Raw genomic sequence first — 23,699 nt, 5'->3', positions numbered from 1 at the left:
CAAGGCTGTATGTGCGCTAAGATAAGATTGTATGACAAGTACTAACTTGATCCACCACTATTATTGGAGATAAGAATTGTCCCTACCAGCTTAGCCTGTCACCCCAACTAGCACTTTCTGGGGGACGCAAAATAGTGTGAGTGGTAAAACTTAATAAGCGTAAATTTAAAGACTCAGCGTAATACGTTTGTACACACTGGTAAAGGAATAAATAAAATCCTTTTTTTGAGGATACAACTAGTTTGAAAGCACGCGTCATCAGCGGGTAGGAGGAAAGGGTGGTGGAAATTATTAGTGGTTCTACTCCCCACGCCATAGTCTATGAGAGTGGTCAGACTGAATCAGTAAACCTTCGGCAACATAGCCGCGCAGCAGATGCTGGAAACCTCAAGAGTATCAAAAAAATCCAGGTTAAGCTAGAGAAGAGAATTAGAGCAAAGCTTTGCACCCCCGTGGTAAAAAGCACGACTGATTCTCAAATGGGAACATTCTAATTTTGGCATTGTCCTTACTCCATGCTGCGAATCATTACTCAGCAGGCAGACGTCAGAGCAGAACTACAACGTATCTGCGATCGCACCCAAGACGAACAACTGCTTCATAAAGAAGCTACGGTGCGAGAAGTGTTGCAAGCAGTAAAACGCCAAGGCAACAAAGCTGTATTACACTATACAGATGAATTTGACAACCAAATCCTGAAGCCAGAAGAGTTGCGTATTACAGGTTCAGACCTGGATGCAGCTTACCAACAGGTGTCAAAAGAGTTGCTAGAGGCGATTCGTTTGGCTTGCAACCAAATTGAAACGTTTCACCGTCAGCGAGTCCCCAAAAGCTGGGTACACTTTGGTGATGATGATGTAGTGTTGGGCAAACGCTACACTCCTGTTGATTGTGCTGGTTTATATATACCCGGTGGACGTGGCGTCTATCCCAGTACAGTACTGATGAATGCTATTCCTGCAAAGGTAGCTGGTGTACCACGTGTAGTAATGGTAACACCGCCAAGACCGCAAAAAGCAATTCATCCCGCAGTGCTGGTAGCTGCTCAAGAAGCGGGAGTACAAGAAATTTATCGCGTTGGTGGGGCACAGGCCATCGCCGCTCTAGCCTATGGCACAGAAACCATCCCTAAAGTAGATGTGATCACTGGACTTGGTAACATTTATGTCACCTTGGCCAAGAAATTAGTTTATGGAACCGTGGGAATTGATTGCTTGGCAGGGCCAAGTGAAGTATTAATTATTGCTGACGAAACAGCAAATGCCATACATGTAGCTGCCGATTTATTGGCACAGGCTGAACATGATCCCATGGCTGCAGCTATTTTGTTAACAACAGACGGGGCTTTAGCCAAGAATGTGCAAGTAGCCGTGGAAAGACAACTGGTAGACCACCCACGACGGCTAGATACAGAAAAAGCGATCGCTCATTATGGCTTGATCGTGATTGTAGAATCTCTCGAAGCCGCAGCAGAACTTTCTAACGACTTTGCGCCTGAACATCTAGCATTAGAAATAGCTGATCCTTGGGAACTCTTACCACAAATTCGCCATGCTGGAGCAATTTTCTTGGGTCACTCCACGCCAGAAGCTGTGGGACACTATTTAGCAGGCCCTAGCCATACCTTACCAACTTCCGGATCTGCTCGCCATGCTTGTGCTTTGGGGGTCGAAACATTTGTTAAACACTCTAGTATTATCCAGTATTCACAAACCGCTCTGCAAAAGGTAGCTGGAGCCATAGACGTTTTAGCAACAGCAGAAGGACTACCCTCCCATACTGATTCAATCCGACGCCGAATTCAGCAAGAAGAATGATTTAGAATCATTAATTTTTTCCTAAACTTTTGGTAAACATGATTCAGGGGCTGCAAACTGAAGTTCTGAATCTTAGTAGTTGTGACGAGGCAAATAATTGACGATGTAGCCTCGACAACTCAGTTAATAGCTGGGAAATTATTGATGTTATAGCTAATAATTCTCACTAAATATTGATGAAAAGGGTCTACTTTTGAGGAGAAAAGAGCAGTGCTAAAAAATATTTTGGTAGCTCTGGATGGTTCGGAAATTGCAGAAAGAGTAATTGAGATTTTAGACGAGTTAGTGCTGTCACAAGAGAGCAAAGTTATTCTCTGTCACGTCTTTCCCCCTCCAGAATCAGAAAAGGAATTACCTGCTGATCGTCCTCAGCCAGAGTCACTAACTTTGACTTATTTCCAAATTGAAAAACAGTTGCAATCTTACCAGAAAAAATTCTCATTTGATAGTGAGTTAGAATTAGTAACTGGTGATCCTGCTGATGAGATTATTCGCATTGCTAATATTTATCAAGCTGATTTAATTATTATTGGCAGTCGAGGACTAACAGGGATAAAGCGAATTGTCCAAGGTTCTGTTAGTAGTCAAGTGGTAGAAGAAGCCAATTGTTCTGTGTTAGTGGTTAAGTCTAACTAGTACAAAAAGGCTGAAGGATGAAGGATGAAACTATTGAAAAAGAATTCAGAAGTCAGAATTCAGGATTCAGAATCAATCAGTACTGGATTTAGAGTGACAGCGACGTTTATATACAAATCAACAAATTGATCAATGCAGATAAATCTTGAATCAAGACTTTAATGTTTTTAAGTTGCAGCAAAAAAGTCCTAACAACAAGCATAGCTAATAGCAAACAGTTAATGTTTTTGAGTTGCTAAAAACTGCCGCAAGCTCAACAAATTTAGCGTTTGCCCTAAACTTAAAGGTAGTAAAGAAATTCCCTCAATACGAGATTGTATCCAACCTTCGCCCCAGTACCATTCGTGAAAACCGTCGATTCCTCCGCTCAATAGCAGACGCAAGCAGTTGAATCTGGCTACATCTACTTGATGATGGATGGCGACTGGCCCTGTCCAGCTTGTAAACTGAACTCCTGAATGTAATTCTTCTGGAATTCCTGGAGCAAATCGTTGTCCTAGCAGCCATTTTTCTATTTGCATAGGACGTAGTAGACTTTGATTAATAGTATCTACAGAGGCAGATATTTCTATTCGTAATTGGCTTTGTTGGAAAGTACCGAGCATTTTTTCTAGATGATCTTCAGTTGATGAGTAATTTTTTCAGTACGCTGATTGCCAAAATTCACATAATACTAAATAGCTATAACAGATAAAAGCTTGATTATATAAATCGACTTGCTTCACAAAAACATTATAATTCGCCCATCACTCAAAAGATTAAGTTAAGTTTTGTTATGATAGGTGTAATTCCCATGCTCAAAAGCAAGGGTCTTGTGTAGGACATTAGTTGGTAAGGTTCTTCATGGCGGATCAGTTAATTCGCGCCACAGCAGCCGATGGCGGAATTCGTGCAGTTGGTGTAATCACTACACGCTTGACGGAAGAAGCACGGCAGCGGCACAATTTGTCGTACGTGGCAACGGCGGCGCTGGGTCGGACTATGGCAGCAGGCTTGTTGATGGCTTCTAGCATGAAACGAGCCGGGTCTAGGGTCAACGTCCGAGTCAAGGGTGATGGGCCCTTGGGTGGTATATTGGTAGATGCGGGGTTAGATGGGACAGTGCGAGGCTATGTGGCGAACCCGTATGTAGAGCTGCCTCCCAATGCCAAGGGTAAATTAGATGTCGGTGGTGCTGTAGGCAAAGGCTTCCTTTACGTTGTCCGAGACATTGGTTACGGCTACCCCTATTCTAGTACGGTAGAACTCGTATCTGGTGAAATTGGTGATGATGTAGCGCACTACTTGGTGAATTCTGAACAAACTCCTTCGGCGGTGGTTTTGGGGGTGTTTGTGGGGCCAACTGGGGTGACAGCGGCGGGAGGGTTATTAGTACAGGTGTTACCTAAAGCAGCCAGAGACGAAGCTTTAGTAGCACTACTAGAATCACGAGTAGCAGCTTTAGCGGGATTTACACCATCATTGCAAGCGGGGAAGACGTTGACAGAAATTATGGGCGGTCTGCTCGGAGATATGGGGTTGACGATATTTCCCGAAAGTCAAATGTTGCGCTTCCACTGTGGTTGCTCTTTTGACCGTGTGTTAGGAGCGTTAAAGATTCTGGGAGAAGCAGAACTGCAAGATATGATTGCTAAAGATGATGGCGCTGAAGCAACTTGCGACTTTTGTGGCAATGTTTATCAGGCTAGTAGCGATCAATTAGCGCAACTAATTGTTGATCTGCAAGCAGAGTCGTCTGTGTCAGGGTAAGGTATAAAAACAAACTAATTTTTTGATTGATTCGTGGTATTTGTTGATATTGATTAAAGAGGCAAGGTAGCTTTTTCGTCAACGAGAAAGCTACTATGACAACAATAGAATCATCGATCGCTAACAGATCGCTATTCAATTATTTTGGTGTGAGCAATGACAGAGCGGGATATTCCAGACAATTGGTCCCCAGCTAGAGCCAGAAAGCCGGATGAAACTATCAAAGAGTCCCAGGAAACTCATGCATTCGGTATTCCAGCTACTGGTTCTAACTCTAAGTCAGTGAAGCGGCGAACAGAAGAAAATGCCGACGGATTACCTTTAAATAGTCAGTCACAAGCGATTATTTCTCTGAACCAGATTTATCAAAAATTGCCGCACTGGATGCAAAGTTGGGTGTTTTGGTTAGCGATGTTAACCTTAATTCCTGGAGGTATTGGGTTTTTAGCGATGGCAATGTTGCTAAAATTACCAAGTGCGCCCAACTGCCCGACAATTTTCTGGCCTTTGGCTAGTTCTCAGGTGAGGTTACATTGTGCTCAGTTGGCGGCTTCTAAGCAGACAGTACAGGACTTACTACAAGCGATTGGGTTAGTCAAGCAATTACCAAAAGACCATCCCCTACGGGGAGAGGCCGATCGCTTTTTAGAAAAATGGTCACGAGATGTTCTGGGCCTAGCTGACGACAGTTTTCAAGCAGGTAGATTAGATGAAGCGATCGCTATTGCTCGCAAAATTCCTCGTGACTTGTCTGCTTATAAATTAGTAGACGAGCAAGTGACTAAATGGCAATCCGTCTGGTCGAAAGCAGAAGGGATTTACAAAGATGCGGAGGAGGAACTGCGACAAGAGCATTGGCAATCGGCATTTATGCTATCTGCTAGGCTGCTGCGGGTGGACAATAAATATTGGACAACCACTAAGTATGACCAATTAAATCGCCTGATTGTGACGGCGCGGGAAGATGGAGAGAAGTTAGCTAAAGCTAAAAGCCTCGCAGACACTGGCGTTGTTGATAATTTACTCAAAGCGATTAAGGTGGTTGAAGCCATTGGGCGAGATAGCTACGTATACGCCAAAGCACAGGAGTTAATTCCGGCCTTTGGTCGTAAAATATTGGATGTGGCGCAGAAAAAGCTAGACCGCCGAGATGCAGACGAAGCCTTGAGTATTGTTAGACAAATTCCTGAAAATACTGGATTGCAGACGGAAATAGAAGACTTTATTAGTATAGGCGAGGCGCAAAGAAGTGCTTGGATTGGCACAATTCCTGGTTTAGAAACAGCTATTGCCCAAGCGCAACAGATACAGCCTTCAAGAGCAGTGTATAACAAAGCCCAAGAGCTGATTGCCCGTTGGCAGTTGGAAATTGAAGATGTCGCCCGTTTAGAAAGAGCGCGCGCATTAGCTAGTCAGGGGTCAATCAACGATTTAACGGCGGCTATTTCTGAAGCTCAACAGATTCCCCAACTTAACCCCCGTGGTGCAGAAGCTAGGCAAGAGATGAGTCGCTGGCAAGCTCAAGTGGAGACTATCCAGGATCGGCCAATTTTAGAACGAGCTGAACAGATAGCTTTATTAGAAGATATTAACTCCTTAGAAGCAGCGATCGCAGAAGCTAGTCAAATTCGCAGCGGTCGAGCATTATACCCTGAGACACGGAAACGAATTCGCACTTGGACGGCGAAAATCCAGCGCATTCAAGACCAGCCATACTTAGACCAAGCACGAGAATTAGCTCAAAGTGGAAATCTGCCTGCAGCCATTAGCACAGTACAACAACTGGCGTCGTCAGGACGCGCCCTGGCGGGTGAAGCACAGGCGGCTATAGAAGATTGGCAAGGACAGATTCAAGCTAGAGAAACTTGGAAAACAGCGCGAGAAACTGCGCTGGCTGGGACTCCAGATGCTTTGGTTGAAGCCATGCGACTAGCGGAGCGTGTGCCTAGAGGCAGTATCTTACGCATGGATGCTAATGTGGCGATTGATCAATGGAGTCAGCAATTGTTGGAGATTGCTCGCCTCCAAAGTCAGTCTGATGTTGTGAGAGCGATTGAGACTGCTAGGTTGATTCCGCGACGCAGTGGGGCTTACAGCGCAGCGCAAGAACAAATTCGCGCTTGGCGACAATTCCTCAATCCGGAACCTGCACCTACTCCTGAGAGTTCGCAATTTCCCCCGTCTACGATTCCTGCTGACCAGTAATACTAAGGAGACGTTGCTTTTGCTTCGTCTCTAGATCTATTTTTGGATAGCTAATGTGTTTCGGCTTGAATTTGCCTAACTACCGTTAGCGCAGAGTAACTGACGCCGGCGGTGCCTTCTCCAGGGTGGGTCGAGTCGCCGACTAACCACAGATGGTTGATGGGTGTGCGGTTGGCGATACCGAAGGGGCCGAAGGTGGGTATTCTTTGACCGATACCGCCAACTATACCACGATCGCGTGCGGTGAAATGAGCAAAGGTGCGGGGTGTGGCTGCTTCTTGGTAAACTATTGTTTCTGGTTTGAGATAAAAGTATTCGGCAAGTTTAGCGATCGCTTCTTGGGTATATTTTTGTTTTAGTGTTTCATAATCTTCGGTTTGCCACCACTGAGTCGGGTCTACAAAGGTCGAAGCAATAATTGTCGCTTTTCCCTCTGGGGCGCGACCGTCTCCTTGATGACTGACGGAGACAAACAGGGAATTATTCTCGCCGATGGGGCCGTTGGCATTGTACAGGAATTGGAGATGGGGCGGGCATCCCGGGGGAATGGCGCTGGCGTCAACGCCTAAATACACGACAAATGCTCCTGAAGCTGGGGGTAACTTTTCTGCTCGGTGTTTATAACTTGATGGTGCTTGTTCGCCCAACAACTGCACTAGGTTTTGTACGGTGACATTGGCGACTACATGGTCAGCGGCTTGGGTCCATACTTCCCCAGTTTGCTGATTTTTAATAACTACGGCGGTGGCTTGACCATTTTTGACTGTAATATTTTCTACAGTGTGCCGCATCAGCAGTTTACCGCCGTCTCTGGCGAGAGATTGTACTAAGCGATCGCTTAATACTTGCATACTACCTTGGAGGTGATATAAACCTTGGGGTAATTGCGACACGCTCAACGCCGTCGCTGCGTAAAGTAAGGCTGTTTCATCCGCATTCACCTGAGAATACAGCTTCAGTTGCAAATCTAAAAAAGTCCGCAAGCGTTGGTCATTCCCCAGTCCATATAGTCGTAATGCATCCCCTACCGTAAACAGAGTAAAGGGCACTGTAACGAGTGTGCTGGGACGCACTGCTTGAATTAATTGCCACAAATCCCACAAATTGCGTGGCGGAAGTACCGGATCACGTCCTTGGAATTCCCAACTGGCGTTAAATAATGTTGCTAATAGTTGCCAAAACGGCTCACTACCAGGAAATTGTCTTTGGCGTTCCTCTCGCCATTGCTCAGGGTCGCGCCAAACATTAATTGGTGTTGTTTCCCCAGGAAGATAAACTGCACAAGCGGGGTCACAAGGCGTTGCGGCTGGTAAATCTATTTCTAATTCTGAAAATATCCGGTGGTGAATTCCCCCTGGTTCCAAACCTGCGACCTGCGTCGCTCCCACGTCAAAGGTAAATCCTTTGCGTTTAAAGGTGGAAGCACAGCCCCCAGGTACAAGGGCTTGATCCAGAATTAAAACGCTGTAACCTCGATGAGCTAATAGAGCACCGGCTGTGAGTCCACCGATTCCCGCACCGATAACAACAACGCGGGATTTGTTTTTATCCAGGGGAGAACTAGACATTAGAGATTTTTAGTTATATTTCTTAATATTATTCATAATTGTAACAAATGTTGAGTTTTACTAAGCCTCAATCCAGCCTTGTATGTTAGATCACTTGCATAAATATATTTTTTGCCTCACGCAAAGGCGCAAAGACGCAAAGAAAAGAAAGCAAAGAAAGACATTTTCAAGGGAGGCTTAGTGTTAAGAAAGCGATCGCTTGTTTAACTTTGGGAATACTGAGATAAGTTATCTCAAAGGAGTGATAAAAATGGCAGACAATCGTATCAGTGCTAATCTTTCCCCTGCAGACCGGGACGCGGTAATGAAAGCGATCGGGACGATTCGGGAAAAGTTACCGTTTTTGGTAGATTTGACAACAGAAGACCGACGCACAATTGTGAAGATGGGAGATAAAAGCCGGGCTTTTGTCAGCAAAGCTTTGGAAGTTGCGACACAAAACCCGAATTTTTTACCCCGTTCCTTTGATTTAGAAGAGATGCGCCGGGATATTGCGCTGTATGAGGCGTTGTATCCAGTGCTGTTATCCCTAACCCAACTGCAAGAACTCGTCGATGATACCTGTATAGCCGCTGGTAGTGAAGCTTATGCAGCCGCTTTAGCAGTTTACAACTACGCCAAGGCTAGCGGTGATGTCGCTGGTTTAGATGCAGTCATTGATGAGATGGGACGCAGGTTTACCCGCAGTTCTCCGAAAAAGAAACCCGCAACTACAGCCAGTTGAGATATCAGCGAATAGGTGTGGGGTGCGTTACCACGTCAGCGTAACGCACCACCAAAGATTTTCGGTGCGTTAGGACTAAAGTCCATAGCGCACCCTACCAAACTTGAGCCTTTGAGGCTGACACTTGAGCCTTTGAGGCTGACGCTTGAGCCTTTGAGGCTGACGCTTGAGCCTTTGAGGCTGACACTTGAGGCTTTGAGGCTGACGCTTGAGCCTTTGAGGCTGACGCTTGAGCCTTTGAGGCTGACGCTTGAGCCTTTGAGGCTGACGCTTGAGCCTTTGAGGCTGAAATGAGCAAATTTCCTGCTGGGAGTTACGAATTGTTCGGTCAACTATCAGTCATAGATAAGATAGAGAAGTAAAAAGCTTCCTCACAACTCACCACAACCCATGACTTCAGCTCTACTAAAATACCCTCGTCTTCATGCGCCAACGCTCCACAAGTTACCGAATGGTTTGACAATAGTAGCGGAGCAAATGCCGATTGAAGCTGTTAACCTGAATTTGTGGATTAACGTTGGTTCTGCGGTAGAATCTGATGCCATTAACGGCATGGCTCATTTTTTAGAGCATATGATTTTTAAAGGTACAGAACGACTGGCGAGTGGTGAGTTTGAGCGCCGGATTGAAGAGAGGGGCGCTGTTACCAATGCCGCTACTAGCCAAGACTACACTCACTACTATATCACCGCTGCTCCGAAGGATTTTGCCGAACTGGCTCCATTACAAATAGATGTGGTAACTAACCCGAGTATTCCTGATGATGCTTTTGAACGGGAACGGTTGGTAGTTCTGGAAGAGATTAGGCGCTCGGAGGATAATCCCCAGCGGCGAACTTTTCGCCGGGCGATGGAAACGGCGTTTGCGGAATTACCCTATCGCCGTCCGGTGCTGGGGCCAGAGTCGGTGATTTCTCAACTCCAACCCCAACAGATGCGAGATTTCCACGCGGCTTTATATCAACCTCAGTCGATGACAGCAGCGGTTGTGGGTAATTTACCTGTGGAAGAGTTGATAGAAATTGTGGCTGCGGGATTTGCTAGGGATGGGGAAACCAGGAGTGGGGAAACTAGGGGTCAGGAAACGCCACCCGTACGACAGGAGCCAGCGTTTACTACAATTGTTAGGCGAGAATTTATTGATGAAAGCCTCCAGCAAGCGCGGTTAGTGATGGTTTGGCGCGTACCTGGGTTGAGTCAATTAGATGAGACTTATGGGCTGGATGTGGTAGCGGGAATTTTGGGACACGGACGGACATCAAGGTTTGTGAGGGATTTACGGGAAGAACGGGCGCTGGTTTCCTCGATTTCTGTAAGTAATATGAGTCATCGACTGCAAGGAACTTTTTATATTTCGGCTAAGTGTGCAGTGGAAAATTTAGAAGTTGTAGAAAATGCGATCGCTCAACATATTCGCACACTACAGACAGAATTAGCGACAGACAAAGAAATTGACCGAGTGCGGAAGCGCGTTGCTAACAGGTTTATATTTGGTAACGAAACACCAAGCGATCGTGCTGGGTTGTATGGTTATTATCAATCATTGCTAGGTGATTTAGAACCAGCTTTTAACTACCCAGAATATATTCAAGCCCAGCAAGCAAACGATTTACTACTGGCTGCAAATCAGTATCTTGATCCAGATGCTTATGGTGTAGTTGTGCTGAAGCCATATTAAATTGGGCATGGGGAGTGTGGGAGGTGGGGAGATGGGGAGGTGGGGTGATGGGGAGGTGGGGAGATGGGGAGATGGGGTGATGGGGAGGTGGGGTGATGGGGAGATGGGGTGATGGGGTGATGGGGAGGTGGGGTGATGGGGAGGTGGGGAACTTGACAAATTGGATGGAAATTGATGCTCATATTAGCCGGGTGACTGGTGAGAAATTTCAGAGTCAGCAGCGGCGCAGTGTGAGTGGTGGGTGTATTAACCAAGGTTATGCTGTCTGTGATGGTGAGTTGACTTACTTTGTCAAAATTAATCAAGCATCACAAGTGGCGATGTTTGAAGCCGAGGCGCTGGGGTTAGAGGACATGCTGACAACAGCTAGCATCCGCGTTCCCAAACCCCTGTGTTGGGGTACGGCTGGGAATTCTAGCTACATCGTGCTGGAATGGCTAGAAATGGGAAGAGGTAATACTCAATCCTGGCTGGAGATGGGACGCAAACTAGCTGCAATGCATAAAGCTACCAGCAGTCAAGGTTTTGGCTGGAAAATTAACAATACCATTGGTTCCACACCCCAAATCAACAATTGGACAGCAGACTGGGCAGAATTTTATACAAAACATCGCCTAGGTTATCAATTTCAGTTAGCCAGGCGTCGGGGTGGTAGTTTTCCGCAGCAAGAAAAATTATTAGCAGCGATTCCGGAATTATGGGTAGACCACGAGGTACAACCATCTTTAGTACACGGCGATTTGTGGGGTGGAAATGCTGGGTGTAGTGTGTCAGGAGAACCAGTGATTTTTGACCCAGCTACTTATTATGGCGATAGAGAAGTTGATATCGCCATGACAGAATTGTTTGGTGGTTTTCCTGCAGAGTTTTATCAAGGTTATAACGAAGTGTTTCCTTTAGATGCAGGTTATGAAGATAGAAAAACGGTATATAACCTGTATCATATTTTGAATCACTTCAACTTATTTGGCGGCGGTTATGGTTCTCAGGCGAATCGAATGATTGACCAGATTTTGCGATTTTTGCATTAATTTGGAGAGTTTTTTAACGCAGAGGGACACGGAGTCAGTGCAGAGTAGCGCTGAGTATTTCTGAAATTAATTTTGTTATGGTGACGGTATCATTTAACTCGTGGTTTCGATATCGTACAACTGGCAGAGGGTGAGGAGTTTTTGCTTGAGGCGATCGCGCACATTTTCCGGTAATATCACAACACAATCTGGTGCATACTGCATAACTTCGCGGCTAAACCAAAAGGTACTCGATACTCGCCTGATAACTCGCTTGACTTTTGGTTTATCTGGTAGCCATTCGCTTGTAGTGTCTTCTGGTTTGGCTTGATAAGCAAAGGCTAAACCAGCGAATAAATGCATTTCAACTTCTATCTCATCTAACTGATTACGCCATTCACCAGAAATTACAGTCACCGCTGCATCTGTAATTCTGTCTAATCGTAAACTCCAGTTGTGAATCAGTTCTGGGATATCAAAGTTTCCTTCTGTTTCTTCACACCAGCAATCGAGATATTGTCGCTTTTCGTGAGGTGCAACTTGGGCATGGCGAACTGTAAAGTTGAATAATACACCTCTTGCATCTTGATAAGAAAGCTGAAATGGTTGGTTTCGCAGAATGTAGTTATCTATTTGTAAGCGCCAAGCTGGAGGGGAATTTTCGAGAAAGCGTTCGATTTCGTTTCGCAGAGGTATTGATAGTTCGCTGCGTTCGAGAAGCAAGTTAGCAATGATTTGGGCTTGTTCAATTTGTCCGATATCTGTCAAAGCCGCAATACAGCGATGTAAGGCGCGGATGCGGGATTCTTTCCAATCGTTATTGTTACCGATAAGTAGCTGACGTTGAGCGATCGCTTTAATTAACTTGGAGATGTTAGGCTGCTCTTCTCCCCACATCATACCGAATTCTAAGGCGATCGCTTCTAGCTCGGCTTTATCACGTTCTGATATCGACAGTGTAATAGATTGACCTTTTCGACTCATTAAAATTGTCCGTACACTTTGTACACATTTTCTCTTGTCAACTTCTATTTTGCGTGCCAATATAGTTTTTAACAACTAGTTACGGACACTATTTAAGTGTATGTCCGAAAATTACAGAATTACTCTCAAGCCTGTTTACTCCCAAACAGTCCCGACACCTGACGGGGTGAAGTTACCTCAAGATTGGTCACTTTCTTGGCATCAAGCAGCTACTTTAGAAGCGTTGCGCGATCCAAATATTGATGTCGTGTTCAACACTGCAATGACTGGCGATGGTAAAAGTCTCGCCGGATACCTGGATATTTTGCAAAGACACTCTCCAGTTTTAGGGCTATATCCCACAAACGAACTCGCTAGAGATCAAGAAAAACAAATTAGAGGATACATTGAGAAATTTCAGCCTGAACATAAACCGCGTGTTAATCGATTAAGTGGGCAAGAATTAGAAATTTATGCTGAAGAAGAAAACTTAAAAAAAGGAGTAGCTTTAGAAACTCGCGCTGGACAATCTGAAATTTTGCTTACAAATCCTGATATTTTTCACTATCTACATTATGGGGCATATTTACTTTATAAAGATAATCCCGATAAACTCTGGAATAGAATAGATAAGCGTTTTAATGTCATTCTTTTTGATGAATTTCACGTATTTCAAGCACCACAAATCGCCAGCGTCATTAATACAATACTTTTGATTCGTCGCACTAATAGGCGTAAAAAGTTTTTATTCCTTTCTGCCACACCAAATACCCAATTAATTGAAAGGCTTAAATTAGCAGATTTTCGCTGTCATGAAATTAACCCACTTGAAGAGCATAAATATCAATTTCCTTATACTCTTACTGAATCTGAGCCTCTAAAAATCCAAGATTGGCGAAAAGTCGTAGGGGAAATATCATTGCATTTTGTCGGTTTAGAATCTACACCTAAAGCTTCGGAAACTTGGTTGAAAGATAATGCAGCGTTGATTTTAGATCATTTACAAAAGCATCCAGGTAGCAAAGGCGCAATTATTCTTAATTCTATTGCTGCTGTGAAAAGATTAAAGGATTTTTTTATACCTTTTCTCCAGCCGTATAATTTCACAGTTGAAGAAAATACTGGTTTATCTGGGAAAAAAACTAAAGAAGAATCCCTAAATGCTGATTTAGTTTTGGGAACTAGCACTATTGATGTAGGTGTTGATTTCAAAATCAATTTCTTGTTTTTTGAATCAGCAGATGCGGGTAATTTTATCCAGCGTTTAGGCAGACTGGGACGACATGATGGTTATGAACGTAACGGACAGCAGATTAATTTTACTAACTTTACTGCTTATGCACTTGTCCCTGAATTTTTGGTGAAAAGGCTTTTTGAAAAAGATGGGAAGGATGAAACACCACTATTGAAGTCAGGCGAAGTTTATGAACGTCCATTTTTTCACGATCAAATTAGGGATAAATACCGCAAAATTAATGATTTTACAGGCTATTACTTTAAATGGGGTGTTGTTCAATCTATGCGACTGGTTCGACAGTTGGGACATCCTAATATTAAACAGCAATATGCAGCAGGTAGTCAGGAAGCACTAAAGAAAGATTGTGAGATAGTTTTCAGCACAGACAAAAGAAAAGCCAGTCTTAAAGCAGCGTTTGTCCGTAGCAAAGAATGGGAAGAAAAATGGCACGAACTTTCAGGAACAGATAAGGGAAATCCTATTTTAGAGGAGGCTGTGAGTTTTCGAGGTAAGAGTCCTTTACTGTGTGGAATTTACGACACTACAGAGAAAAATGAGGCTGATAAGTTCAAAACCTACGATTTACCTGGAATTCTCAGCAACTTGGAAATTGAACCGATGAAGGGGACAGAATTTGAACGACTGCGACAAGCGACAGCAGAACGCACAGATACAGTTATTCCCAAAGGCAGATTTAAAAACTGCTTAGGATTTATGAAATTACTTCGCTATCGAGAAGAAAGACTAGATTGGAAATTTACTTATCCTGGAGACTTGAAACCCTTTGCTGATACATGGGATGTGCAGGTGTTGTTGGGTATTCAGGTTTGGCAACCTGCAAACTATTGGATTAGTGAAATTAACAAGCAATTGAAGAAACAGGCATTAGTTTGTTATCTGCTGCCTTTTCCCTTAGAGAGAGTACGTCAGCAAGGACGATTGCCAATGCACTTTCAGATTTACCCAATTAGTGACCAATATAGTGTTTTAGATAATACACCACCATACTGCATTGCCTTCGGGCAGTCTGCACTATTGCTAGATACCTTGACATATTGGTTTAAGAGTAAAGGGGATGAGATATGGATAACGCCGTGTTGAGATCCCTAATAGGGATTTGCTGCTTTGTCAGCAGGGTGGGTTCAGTATCAGTGAATTATGAGTCTGTGTTTCAATCCCTAAGAAGGGATTATTTAAAGACCCCACCACCATAAGATAGCACGAAAGAGGCATTCACAGTCGAATTTGTTTATAGTTACAGAATCATTATTCACGGATATATTGTCAGAGAGTGCTTTTACGATAAAAATCAATGGTCTCGGAAAAAATAGTATGCTAGGCTCTAAAGTAATCCTTTAAACCAGGAAACACTTAGATGCAAAGCCAAAACTCTGACCCCTTAGACCAACTCCGTTATGCCATCAATGATCTGATTGATCGCATTAAAGTGCAGCAGCAGCACAATATCATTCAAGATGATCGACTCTCAGACCATGACCGTAGAATTGAGGAAACTGAGGAATCAATCCAATTGTTATGCAGAAAAGTTGCTCAATTCGACTATCTAATTGGTAGAAATCAGGAACTAGAAGAAAAAAACGATTTTTACTGTAGAGATTGAAATATTGTCATTATGAGTAATTCCATTTCTGATGATTACAGAAATCTACTTATGGAAGTACAACAACGGATTCGTTCAGCCCAGTACGAAGCATTAAAGGCAGTTAATCGGGAAATGATTAACTTGTATTGGGATATTGGGCAGATGATTGTTATCAAACAACAGGATGCTAGTTGGGGGAAATCAGTAGTAGAACAGCTAGCAAAAGATTTACAAGCAGAATTTCCTGGTATTAGTGGGTTTTCTGCTCGAAATATCTGGAATATGCGGAACTTTTACGTCACATATAGCCAAAATGAAAAACTGCAACCAATGGTTGCAGAAATTGGATGGACTCACAATTTAGTCATTTTAGAAAAATGCAAAGATGATTTAGAACGAGAATTTTACATTAGAATGACTCGGAAGTTTGGCTGGACAAAAAACGTTTTAATTCACCAAATTGAAAATCAAACTTATGAAAAAACTCTGCTGAATCAAACTAATTTTGATCAAAGTATTTCAGCAGAGATCCGTAACCAATTAAAGCTAGCAGTTAAAGATGAATATACTTTTGATTTTTTGGAATTAGCAGATGAACACAGCGAACGACAGCTAGAAGAGTCAATTTTAGCAAAAGTTCAACCTTTCTTACAAGAAATGGGTGGAATATTTGCCTTTATTGGTAGCCAATATCGTTTAGAAGTTGATGATGAAGAATATTTTATAGATATCTTATTATATCATCGCCGTTTAAAGTGTTTGGTGGCAATAGAATTAAAAATTGGTAAGTTTTTACCTGAATATGTTGGCAAAATGCAGTTTTATTTGGCTGTTTTAGATAACACGGTAAAGCTACCAGAAGAAAATCCTTCTATTGGCATTATTCTTTGTAAGTCCAAACAGAGAACTATTGTTGAATATGCACTAAAGGAATCTAATAAACCAATTGGTGTTGCAACTTACCAAATAGTTTCTAAAGTACCACAAGAATTAAAAAATCAACTTCCAGATCCAGAACAAGTTGCTAGATTACTAGAAGGATTTGAATGAATCTTGACGATTAGCGATAATGCTGTATAACTCAAATCTTATTTAATTATTTTTAATAAAGAAGATGGCTAAAAAAAGTAAGAAGTCAGATGAATATCAACAACTATCAATCTTAGAAGCAGAAACAGAAAATGATTCAACCTCCGAACTATCAGATGATGATTGGATGTCTGGAGATGATTCTGACTTTCAAGAAATATCTAATCTAAAAGTCGAAACGCAATTAGCAGAACTCTTAACCCTCAAGTTACTGCAAGATGCAATTAAATCAGAAAATGACGATGATTTAATTATGCAGGAATTTAGTGATTACGTTTTACCCAATCTTTTACGGGTAGCAGTTGGAGTTACAGCCAAAGGTGGTAAATTTTTTGATTATCTTGATAAAAAGAAAGAAAAGGAGATAGAGAATTTCCACCAAAATAATTTAGGAAAAAGTCACAAAATAAAAGAACCGAAAAAACTTGATCGAAGAAATGCAGGTGATCAATCTTTAAATACTCATTTACTCAATGGTTTACTACCAGCTAATTTAATAGAACGTTGTTTAAATCAACTTGACACCACTGCAAAAAGGGTAATTCAAGAACAAGAAAGACGCTTATTAATTGCTGGGTTTATTTTACATGATTTTGAAAAGTTTGATTATCGGCTATTTCCTAAAATGCCAGATAATTATAAAGCAATTGGACAAGATAAAGAACAAGACATTCGCAAGTTATCTGTAGATGCTCACCGCGAAATTATAGATGTTATAGTCTGTGAATTAGGTCTTGATAAATTTGTTAGTCCTGATGAACCAACAGCATGGCAAGAATATCGAGATGATTTGTTATTTATTGCCTACAATGCCCAGCGTCGAAATGATACAAATCTCAATGTTTCTGAGCATGGTTTACAGCCAATAATTGATGATTACATTCTGATATGTCTTGCTGATTTAACTTGTTTAGCTGATTTACTTTCCTCAATTATTAAGCATCCTCAAGATGCAGAACACCAGACATTAAATGGAATTCTCCACAGCCTCAGTGATGGGCAATTAAAATTTACCTATCACAGTATTGCTGAAAACCGTGGTGTATTAACTAACGTTGTTAATAATGCTTTGATGGAAGCACACACTAGCCTCAACACTGAGGATAAAACTCACTACAAAAGACTGCTTTATCTACCCACAGGAGTAATTTATTTAGCTCGAAAAGATGCTCCAAAAATTAGTAGACAAGGATTAGATGATCGCGTTATTGACACCATAAAAAAACTCTGCGCTAATCAACTTCAACTCCGAAAAGTTGGCTTCAGTCGTGGAAATATTGGGATGAAGTATGCCGACTATTACAATCTCTTTCTCGACATCAAAGGCTTAATGCAGTTTACCGTCGATGCAGTACCGAGTAAAGTCAAAACCAGCAAGGCAGCAGATAAAGCTACTAATTTAGCTCAATTCCAGCGTAAAGGTGTTTTAGCTAAGAATATCGAAATAGATTTTGCGGAAGATATTCGTATAGATCATTTGGCAGAACTAGGAGCTTTAATAACTGGAAAGTTTTGGAAAGAGTATCTGGACAGAGTTAAAGCCCTAATTAAAAATAACAAAAAACTACCTCCAATTCCAACTATTAATCTTACAGAAATAGCTATTGATTTTCTTGATTTATCTGAATATAAATCTGAAATTATCGCATTTCAGCAACTTAAAGATACTGGAGGCATCGCGTATGACTGGTATTATATTGCAACGCAATACCTTAAACGTAATCCAGGGCAAGAAGACGTTCGTGAGATTTGTCAAAGTCTGGTTAATCGATGGATAGAAGTCATTGAACCAATCATTAATCAGTACAAACTACCTGATGAATGGAAAGATTTGAGGGATTGGTGCGATCGCGTGATTATGCTTCCGACTGAAACGCAACAAAAATCAGCTACCGATCAAGCAGAAATCTTTTTTAAGGAGTTGGCAAACTACAATGCTGCGAAAAAAGCAGGACGAGGGAAACAATTAATTTGCTCAATTTCTCATTCTGCTTACACGGTTACTGAGCAAATGGAATCAGCAGTTTTATTTACGCCCCAAGTTTATACAAACAAGCAAATATTAGGAGGTTCTAACGCTAAACGCAATATCTCCAGTATTGCAGGTGTGGAGATGATGCTGAGGCAAATCTTGATGAATCAAACTCAAGCTGTAGGTAAGCGATTTGAAGATGGGAAATATCGCTATCTCTATTTTTATCCAACTTATTATTTTACTCCAGAGACTAATAAGTTTTTGCAGAAAGCATACAATGGTATTGCTCAAACTCGCTTTGATACCAGCGTCCGCAATCATTTTATCAGTAAAGATTTACAGGCAAACTTAAAACGAGAAAATTATCAAAGTGTAGATAGTTTCTTAATCGATGAAAACCTCCAGCGTGACAAAGATCGCACCTTTAAGCTTTCCTATCCTGAAGACCAGCCTTTAACATTTTACTTCATGGCACTCCCGCCAGGAAGAGACAGCACCGATACGGAATCTTGGGTAATGCCAACTTGGTTAGCATTTGCTTTTCCCATGATTTTAGATGTTAAAACTGTGGTTTCGGAGTCGCCAATTCCACCTTTTAATGATGGTGCTGAATTTGAGGAAAGCGTTTTCCTTGATAGTGCGCCTCATGCTTTCCGTGCTTTAGTAAGGCGCGATCGCTTCCGTCTTGACTACATTCTCGAAGGCTGGAATGAAAACAGTATCCAATACCCAGCACCTTTAAATGTGCTTACCGCCGCCTATGCTATTCACCTTGATGTCAATGCTAGACAAGGTAAGTCTGGTTACGATGCCAATTGGGGGAGATTTACAGAACTGGCGAAAGATTTTGAAACTAGTCCTCTGTACGTTTTTTCTTACCTCAATCGTTGGGTACGTAACCAGGGAATAGAAACAGCACGAATTGAGAAAATTAGGCTTTATGCCTATCACTTTTATCCTTGTTTTGACCCTTATGTAAAATATGACAACAATATGGAAACATTGAATGTGAAGGAAGAATCAAGTCTGAATCATCCAAAGAAACTAACAGATTTGTATCGCAGATTTTATAGAGCTAATAAGCGTTATAATCCTAAATCTAATGCTGTTTTGAAACCCATTGATATCGCAGCAGAAACTATACTCAAAGCTGAGTCAAGTGTGTTTCAGGGAGATACATTAGTTGCGGCTGTTGCAGCAGAAGTTTTTAAACTCATGGATCGCGTTCATTCCTCTACAGCTGAAGGACGTTGGATTATCAGCAAACGTGAGGAGGAACGCCAAGCTGTTTTAGATTTTGCACGGTATTTTGTAACGGAGGTATTTGAGAAATCATTTGCAGGCGATCGCGCTCGTTTAGCTGGTCGTCAACTAAACTTAATTCGAGATACCTGCGAGTTTCTTTACCGTTTAGAAGACGACAAAGAAAATGCAGCTAGAGATGATAAATCTACTGAATCTGTTGATAACGAAAATCAATAATTCTAATCTTGCCTAAACAATTAGTAAATAATTCTGAGGAGATAAATTATGGCAATTCTCAAAACTGTTGAATCCAAGTTATTTCAAGCTGAAATTCCTTACAAACCAATGGGTAAATATGTCCACTTTTTGACAATTCGGATTACCGAATCTTATCCTTTATTTCAAACAGATGGAGAACTAAATAAAGCACGAGTAAGAGCCGGAGTAAAAGACAAAACTACAATTAGCCGTTTGTCAATGTTCAAGCGCAAACAGTCTACTCCAGAGCGTTTAGTTGGTCGAGAACTATTGCGTAACTATGGCTTAATGACGGCTGAAGAATGCGAATATAACGTGAATTTTGCAATGGATAATCCTGATTGTATTATTTACGGCTTTGCTATAGGTGATTCCGGTTCCGAAAAATCAAAAGTTGTAGTAGATACCGCATTTTCAATTACAGCATTTGATGAATCACACGAAACCTTCACTCTCAATGCTCCTTTTGAAAATGGCACAATGGCTTCTAAGGGTGAAAATAATTCTAAACCGGGTGAAGTTACTAGCCGAATTAATCAGCAAGACCACATCAGACCGCAAGTTTTCTTCCCTAGTATTGTCACACTCAAAGACCCCACCGAAGCTAGCTTCCTTTACGTTTTTAATAATATTCTGCGAACTCGCCACTATGGAGCGCAAACAACCCGCACAGGTCGTGTTAGAAATGAGCTAGTTGGTGTTGTATTTGCAGATGGAGAAATTACTAGTAATCTGCGTTGGACGCAAGCAATACACGACCAAATGAAAGCTAATAATACTTTAAATCCACCAGAGCCTCTCGATGAACATGATGTAATTACTGCTGCTAAAAATGCAATTGCAGCGTTGATGGCTGATGAATTTATCGTTCATACTGACTTTATTGGTGATGCTTTTATATCCTTATTGAATGAAGTTAAAACTCTCACAGGAAGCGAAAAAGGAATCAAGGAAATTTTACAAAAAGCTGATGCAGAAGCTAAGGCTTATGCAGGCAAGCATATCACTAAGAAGAAAACTGCTGCTAAAGCGGGGAAAGAATAATGGTATTTATTTACCGTTGTCAATTAGAGTTACACGACAGCCTCTATTTTGCCACACGTGAAATTGGCAGATTATACGAAACAGAGCCAGTAATTCATAATTACGCTCTCTGTTATGCATTGGGTTTAGTTGATAGTCAAATCTACTCTACTACGGTAGCTGAAGAACATTCTTATCGCTATTTTTGTCCCGAACAAGTGCCAAAATATGAGGAGCATTTAACGCCACTCAATCAACAGGTAATTTATGTAACTCCAGCGCGATCGCTCAATCATTCTACTATCCTCAATACGTGGAAGTATGCTAACAACAACTACCACATGGAAATGGAGAAAACTCAGAAGAATATCCCTAGTTTTGGTAGAGCTAAAGAAATTGCACCAGAAAGTGTATTTGAGTTTTTTGTCATTTCCCAAAAAGAACTCAAATTACCAAAATGGATTCGCTTGGGTAAATGGATGAGTAAGGCTGAGGTAATGGTTGAGAAGTTATCTAACCCTAAAACTGTTGAAGGTTTATTCACCTGTACACATCCTTTAAACCCTTTAGATGTGATGTTTACTAATCAAGTGATTAGCTACGATGTGGTGAATATGCCTCCAGTTAGTTTAATTCAAAATGTGCAAATGCGAGGGCAATATTACTATTTTGATGATGTAAAAAATTTGAAAATTCCGGCTTGTATGGAATATCGTTTTCGCAGTTAGTTTGCTTTTTGAACACGCAGAGACGCGGAGGCGCAGAGAGAAAGAGGGGTAAAATTTTAGATGCGCTAATTTAGCGATCGCCCCTCCCATTTTCCTATACTTGTGAAATACTACCAACAACAACCCAACGCCTTCCCCAGTGATTACCTCAACAACTTGTGGGGAGAAATCCACGCTTGTCCTTATTTTGCTATCAACAACCTCAACCGCGATTTTGTTGGGACTAAAGGATTTTCAGTGGTGTTTAAGCGATCGCACATCCCCACAGTAGAGCAACAATTCCCCTATTTCAAGCCGTACTTAGATTTAGCTCTCCAGCCTAGTTGTAACGCTTTTTACCTCAATCCCCTGCTACTCAAGGAAGGTTCTCGCGTTGATCCGCATATTGATCGCTCTCTGCGTTCTTATTGCAAAACCGTTGAACCGCCTGCGCTTGTGAGTGTTCTATATGTGCGAGTACCTGAAAATATGGAAGGTGGAGAACTCTTACTCAAGGCGCACAAGCGCCAACTAGGACAAATTAAACCACAGATGAACACCTTAGTTTACTTTCAAGGCGACTTAACTCACTCTGTTAACGCTGTGAAAACTCCTGGAAATAGATTGAGTTTGGTTTGTGAACAGTATAGTTTAGGTGAGACTGAATTAGCAGAAATTCCAGAATTTACTATTGAATCTAGAGTTACTCAATCTACTACCAAAAAACGTAAATATGCCTCACAGTTTAGTCCTTAATTTACTACCTCAATCGCCTATCCCCCCACAATATCTCACAGGCAGACATCTGCACGCCCTATTTTTAACTCTAGTCAGTTCTGTAGATAAAACATTAGGCGATCGCCTCCACGACTCCGACGCTGACAAAGCTTTCACCCTCTCCCCTCTACAAATTGACAGCCATTTTAAGGGGAGTAAAAGAGGATCGCAATTGCAATATTCACATCAACAACCCATCCCCGCTGAGACTCCTTGTTGGTGGCGCATCTCGTTATTAGATGACACTCTATTTAGCAAACTTACCCAACTATGGCTAAATCTTAATCCCAATCATCCTTGGCATCTTGGCCCAGCAGACTTGTATATTACCACCATTCAAGGCACACCGCAATCAACGCAACCTTGGGCAAATGCTTGCAGCTATGCTCAATTGTACGAGCAAGCGAGCGATCGCGAAACCACAATTCGTCTCACCTTCTCCACTCCTACAGCCTTTCGTCAAGGAAAGTTCGATACAACTCTCCCCACCAGAGAATGTGTTTTTAACTCCCTATTAACACGGTGGAATAAATACAGTGGTATTGACTTTACTGATATTGCTATAGAGTCAATTTTCCCCTCATTTATTAACATTCACACAGAAATATTAGCAGATTCCCGCAGTAAATTTATTGGCCTTTTAGGAGAAATTAGTTATCGGCTTTTGGGAGAAGTCGAGCCAATGCAAATTAAACAAATTAATGCTCTATCTGACTTCGCACTATATGCAGGTGTTGGACGTAAAACCACAATGGGTATGGGAATTACGCGGCGATTAAGCTATTAGGATTTAGAGAATAATAAATAACGAATAATCATGAACATCGAATATATTCCAATTGCGGCATTAAATCAATTTGCCTACTGTTCTCATCGCTGTTGGAGGATGTTTTGTGCAGGTGAATTTGTTGATAATCAATACACAATCGAAGGCACAAGTTTGCACGATCGCGTCCACACTACAACCGAGGTAATGCATGAAGAAACGTGGCAAATACGAGCAATTTGGCTGAAATCAGATAAGTATCAACTAATTGGCAAATCAGATTTAATTGAATCAGCAGAGGGTCAATTTTATCCTGTTGAATATAAGCGAGGACATAAAGGTGAGTGGGATAACGATGAACTGCAAGTATGTGCTCAAGCTTTATGTTTAGAAGAGATGACAGGACAAACAATTACCACAGGTTACATCTATTATGCTCACTCCCATCAACGACAATTAGTAGAGATTAATGCAGAGTTACGACAAAGTGCGATCGCTACTATTACATCTGTCACAAATCTTCTAGAAACAGGTATAATGCCAAAACCAATTTATAGCAACCGCTGTAAAGGATGCAGTCTGAATTCACAATGTTTACCTAAAGCTTTCGATAGAGTAAGAAATTACCATGAAGCCAGTTAATTTTGGCGTCGGTAATTGAAAATATGGA

At 41.8% G+C, this 23,699-nt stretch carries 20 protein-coding genes; 17 read left to right on the top strand and 3 right to left on the bottom strand.

Going from position 1 to position 23,699, the window contains the following annotated elements:
* The first annotated feature begins 515 nt into the window (after window positions 1-515).
* Both hisD and MIC7126_RS0107275 read left to right on the top strand, forming a co-directional pair.
* On the top strand, window positions 516-1,817 hold the full coding sequence (hisD, locus tag MIC7126_RS0107280; protein WP_017652478.1) for a histidinol dehydrogenase: 1,302 nt from the start codon (window positions 516-518) through the stop codon (window positions 1,815-1,817).
* Window positions 1,818-2,027: 210 nt separating this feature from the next.
* Window positions 2,028-2,453 (top strand): universal stress protein, encoded by a 426-nt coding sequence (locus MIC7126_RS0107275; RefSeq protein WP_017652477.1) that lies wholly within the window; start codon window positions 2,028-2,030, stop codon window positions 2,451-2,453.
* Between the two features lie 218 nt (window positions 2,454-2,671).
* Here the strand turns inward: MIC7126_RS0107275 and MIC7126_RS0107270 are convergent, their stop codons facing one another.
* Entirely contained in the window at window positions 2,672-3,058 is a 387-nt protein-coding gene (locus tag MIC7126_RS0107270; RefSeq protein WP_017652476.1) for a hypothetical protein, read from the bottom strand.
* Between the two features lie 238 nt (window positions 3,059-3,296).
* Between MIC7126_RS0107270 and hslO the strand changes: the two genes are divergently transcribed.
* Complete coding sequence (hslO, locus tag MIC7126_RS0107265) at window positions 3,297-4,202, top strand: Hsp33 family molecular chaperone HslO (protein WP_017652475.1); 906 nt, start codon at window positions 3,297-3,299, stop codon at window positions 4,200-4,202.
* A 156-nt stretch (window positions 4,203-4,358) separates the two neighbouring features.
* Entirely contained in the window at window positions 4,359-6,407 is a 2,049-nt protein-coding gene (locus tag MIC7126_RS0107260; RefSeq protein ID WP_017652474.1) for a coiled-coil domain-containing protein, read from the top strand.
* A gap of 50 nt (window positions 6,408-6,457) precedes the next feature.
* Here the strand turns inward: MIC7126_RS0107260 and crtD are convergent, their stop codons facing one another.
* Window positions 6,458-7,975: a C-3',4' desaturase CrtD gene (crtD, locus tag MIC7126_RS0107255; protein WP_017652473.1), complete on the bottom strand. Its 1,518-nt coding sequence runs from the start codon at window positions 7,973-7,975 to the stop codon at window positions 6,458-6,460.
* 250 nt (window positions 7,976-8,225) lie between these two features.
* On the opposite strand from crtD, the gene MIC7126_RS0107250 reads away from it, so the two are divergent.
* From MIC7126_RS0107250 to MIC7126_RS0107230, 4 genes are all read left to right on the top strand, one after another.
* On the top strand, window positions 8,226-8,699 hold the full coding sequence (locus MIC7126_RS0107250) for a hypothetical protein (protein WP_017652472.1): 474 nt from the start codon (window positions 8,226-8,228) through the stop codon (window positions 8,697-8,699).
* 15 nt (window positions 8,700-8,714) lie between these two features.
* Window positions 8,715-8,993: a hypothetical protein gene (locus MIC7126_RS31535; RefSeq protein ID WP_193787682.1), complete on the top strand. Its 279-nt coding sequence runs from the start codon at window positions 8,715-8,717 to the stop codon at window positions 8,991-8,993.
* 96 nt (window positions 8,994-9,089) lie between these two features.
* A complete protein-coding gene (locus tag MIC7126_RS0107240) occupies window positions 9,090-10,376 on the top strand; it encodes a M16 family metallopeptidase (RefSeq protein WP_017652470.1) in 1,287 nt (428 codons plus the stop codon).
* A gap of 119 nt (window positions 10,377-10,495) precedes the next feature.
* Window positions 10,496-11,407 (top strand): fructosamine kinase family protein, encoded by a 912-nt coding sequence (locus tag MIC7126_RS0107230; RefSeq protein ID WP_017652468.1) that lies wholly within the window; start codon window positions 10,496-10,498, stop codon window positions 11,405-11,407.
* A 93-nt stretch (window positions 11,408-11,500) separates the two neighbouring features.
* On the opposite strand, the gene MIC7126_RS0107225 is transcribed toward MIC7126_RS0107230, so the two are convergent.
* Window positions 11,501-12,370: a WYL domain-containing protein gene (locus MIC7126_RS0107225; RefSeq protein ID WP_017652467.1), complete on the bottom strand. Its 870-nt coding sequence runs from the start codon at window positions 12,368-12,370 to the stop codon at window positions 11,501-11,503.
* Window positions 12,371-12,470: 100 nt separating this feature from the next.
* Between MIC7126_RS0107225 and cas3 the strand changes: the two genes are divergently transcribed.
* The 9 genes from cas3 (at window position 12,471) to cas4 (ending at window position 23,671) form a co-directional block, all read left to right on the top strand.
* Window positions 12,471-14,687 (top strand): type I-D CRISPR-associated helicase Cas3', encoded by a 2,217-nt coding sequence (gene cas3 / locus MIC7126_RS0107220; protein WP_017652466.1) that lies wholly within the window; start codon window positions 12,471-12,473, stop codon window positions 14,685-14,687.
* Window positions 14,688-14,961: 274 nt separating this feature from the next.
* Window positions 14,962-15,207, top strand: coding sequence for a hypothetical protein (locus MIC7126_RS0107215; protein WP_017652465.1), 246 nt, complete (start codon window positions 14,962-14,964; stop codon window positions 15,205-15,207).
* A gap of 12 nt (window positions 15,208-15,219) precedes the next feature.
* Complete coding sequence (locus tag MIC7126_RS0107210; RefSeq protein WP_026100092.1) at window positions 15,220-16,239, top strand: PDDEXK nuclease domain-containing protein; 1,020 nt, start codon at window positions 15,220-15,222, stop codon at window positions 16,237-16,239.
* Between the two features lie 64 nt (window positions 16,240-16,303).
* Window positions 16,304-19,735, top strand: coding sequence for a type I-D CRISPR-associated protein Cas10d/Csc3 (cas10d, locus tag MIC7126_RS0107205; protein WP_017652463.1), 3,432 nt, complete (start codon window positions 16,304-16,306; stop codon window positions 19,733-19,735).
* A 48-nt stretch (window positions 19,736-19,783) separates the two neighbouring features.
* Window positions 19,784-20,800 (top strand): type I-D CRISPR-associated protein Cas7/Csc2, encoded by a 1,017-nt coding sequence (cas7d, locus tag MIC7126_RS0107200; protein WP_017652462.1) that lies wholly within the window; start codon window positions 19,784-19,786, stop codon window positions 20,798-20,800.
* Window positions 20,800-21,507, top strand: coding sequence for a type I-D CRISPR-associated protein Cas5/Csc1 (gene cas5d, locus MIC7126_RS0107195; RefSeq protein ID WP_017652461.1), 708 nt, complete (start codon window positions 20,800-20,802; stop codon window positions 21,505-21,507). The genes cas7d and cas5d overlap by 1 nt, the downstream gene beginning before the upstream one ends.
* A 102-nt stretch (window positions 21,508-21,609) precedes the next feature.
* Window positions 21,610-22,242: a 2OG-Fe(II) oxygenase gene (locus MIC7126_RS0107190; protein WP_017652460.1), complete on the top strand. Its 633-nt coding sequence runs from the start codon at window positions 21,610-21,612 to the stop codon at window positions 22,240-22,242.
* Entirely contained in the window at window positions 22,220-23,050 is an 831-nt protein-coding gene (gene cas6, locus MIC7126_RS0107185; RefSeq protein WP_017652459.1) for a CRISPR-associated endoribonuclease Cas6, read from the top strand. The genes MIC7126_RS0107190 and cas6 overlap by 23 nt, the downstream gene beginning before the upstream one ends.
* 30 nt (window positions 23,051-23,080) lie before the next feature.
* The gene (gene cas4 / locus MIC7126_RS0107180; RefSeq protein ID WP_017652458.1) at window positions 23,081-23,671 is read left to right on the top strand and encodes a CRISPR-associated protein Cas4; all 591 of its coding nucleotides are present in this window, start codon (window positions 23,081-23,083) and stop codon (window positions 23,669-23,671) included.
* The last annotated feature ends 28 nt before the right edge of the window (window positions 23,672-23,699 follow it).

The sequence above is a fragment of the Fortiea contorta PCC 7126 genome, from assembly GCF_000332295.1.
Lineage (GTDB): Bacteria > Cyanobacteriota > Cyanobacteriia > Cyanobacteriales > Nostocaceae > Fortiea > Fortiea contorta.
Note: the sequence above shows the minus strand (reverse complement) of the source record. Positions and strands in the feature narration are given on the sequence as shown.

Excerpts from the sequence above, each read along its gene's own strand:
- MIC7126_RS0107215 (WP_017652465.1), top strand. The coding sequence starts at position 14,962 with ATGCAAAGCCAAAACTCTGACCCCTTAGACCAACTCCGTTATGCCATC.
- cas7d (WP_017652462.1), top strand. The coding sequence starts at position 19,784 with ATGGCAATTCTCAAAACTGTTGAATCCAAGTTATTTCAAGCTGAAATT.
- MIC7126_RS0107210 (WP_026100092.1), top strand. The coding sequence starts at position 15,220 with ATGAGTAATTCCATTTCTGATGATTACAGAAATCTACTTATGGAAGTA.
- MIC7126_RS0107240 (WP_017652470.1), top strand. The coding sequence starts at position 9,090 with ATGACTTCAGCTCTACTAAAATACCCTCGTCTTCATGCGCCAACGCTC.
- MIC7126_RS0107250 (WP_017652472.1), top strand. The coding sequence starts at position 8,226 with ATGGCAGACAATCGTATCAGTGCTAATCTTTCCCCTGCAGACCGGGAC.
- cas3 (WP_017652466.1), top strand. The coding sequence starts at position 12,471 with ATGTCCGAAAATTACAGAATTACTCTCAAGCCTGTTTACTCCCAAACA.
- MIC7126_RS0107230 (WP_017652468.1), top strand. The coding sequence starts at position 10,496 with ATGGGGAGGTGGGGTGATGGGGAGGTGGGGAACTTGACAAATTGGATG.
- hslO (WP_017652475.1), top strand. The coding sequence starts at position 3,297 with ATGGCGGATCAGTTAATTCGCGCCACAGCAGCCGATGGCGGAATTCGT.
- cas10d (WP_017652463.1), top strand. The coding sequence starts at position 16,304 with ATGGCTAAAAAAAGTAAGAAGTCAGATGAATATCAACAACTATCAATC.
- MIC7126_RS0107260 (WP_017652474.1), top strand. The coding sequence starts at position 4,359 with ATGACAGAGCGGGATATTCCAGACAATTGGTCCCCAGCTAGAGCCAGA.
- MIC7126_RS0107225 (WP_017652467.1), bottom strand. The coding sequence starts at position 12,370 with ATGAGTCGAAAAGGTCAATCTATTACACTGTCGATATCAGAACGTGAT.
- cas6 (WP_017652459.1), top strand. The coding sequence starts at position 22,220 with ATGCCTCACAGTTTAGTCCTTAATTTACTACCTCAATCGCCTATCCCC.
- crtD (WP_017652473.1), bottom strand. The coding sequence starts at position 7,975 with ATGTCTAGTTCTCCCCTGGATAAAAACAAATCCCGCGTTGTTGTTATC.
- cas4 (WP_017652458.1), top strand. The coding sequence starts at position 23,081 with ATGAACATCGAATATATTCCAATTGCGGCATTAAATCAATTTGCCTAC.
- hisD (WP_017652478.1), top strand. The coding sequence starts at position 516 with ATGCTGCGAATCATTACTCAGCAGGCAGACGTCAGAGCAGAACTACAA.
- MIC7126_RS0107270 (WP_017652476.1), bottom strand. The coding sequence starts at position 3,058 with ATGCTCGGTACTTTCCAACAAAGCCAATTACGAATAGAAATATCTGCC.
- cas5d (WP_017652461.1), top strand. The coding sequence starts at position 20,800 with ATGGTATTTATTTACCGTTGTCAATTAGAGTTACACGACAGCCTCTAT.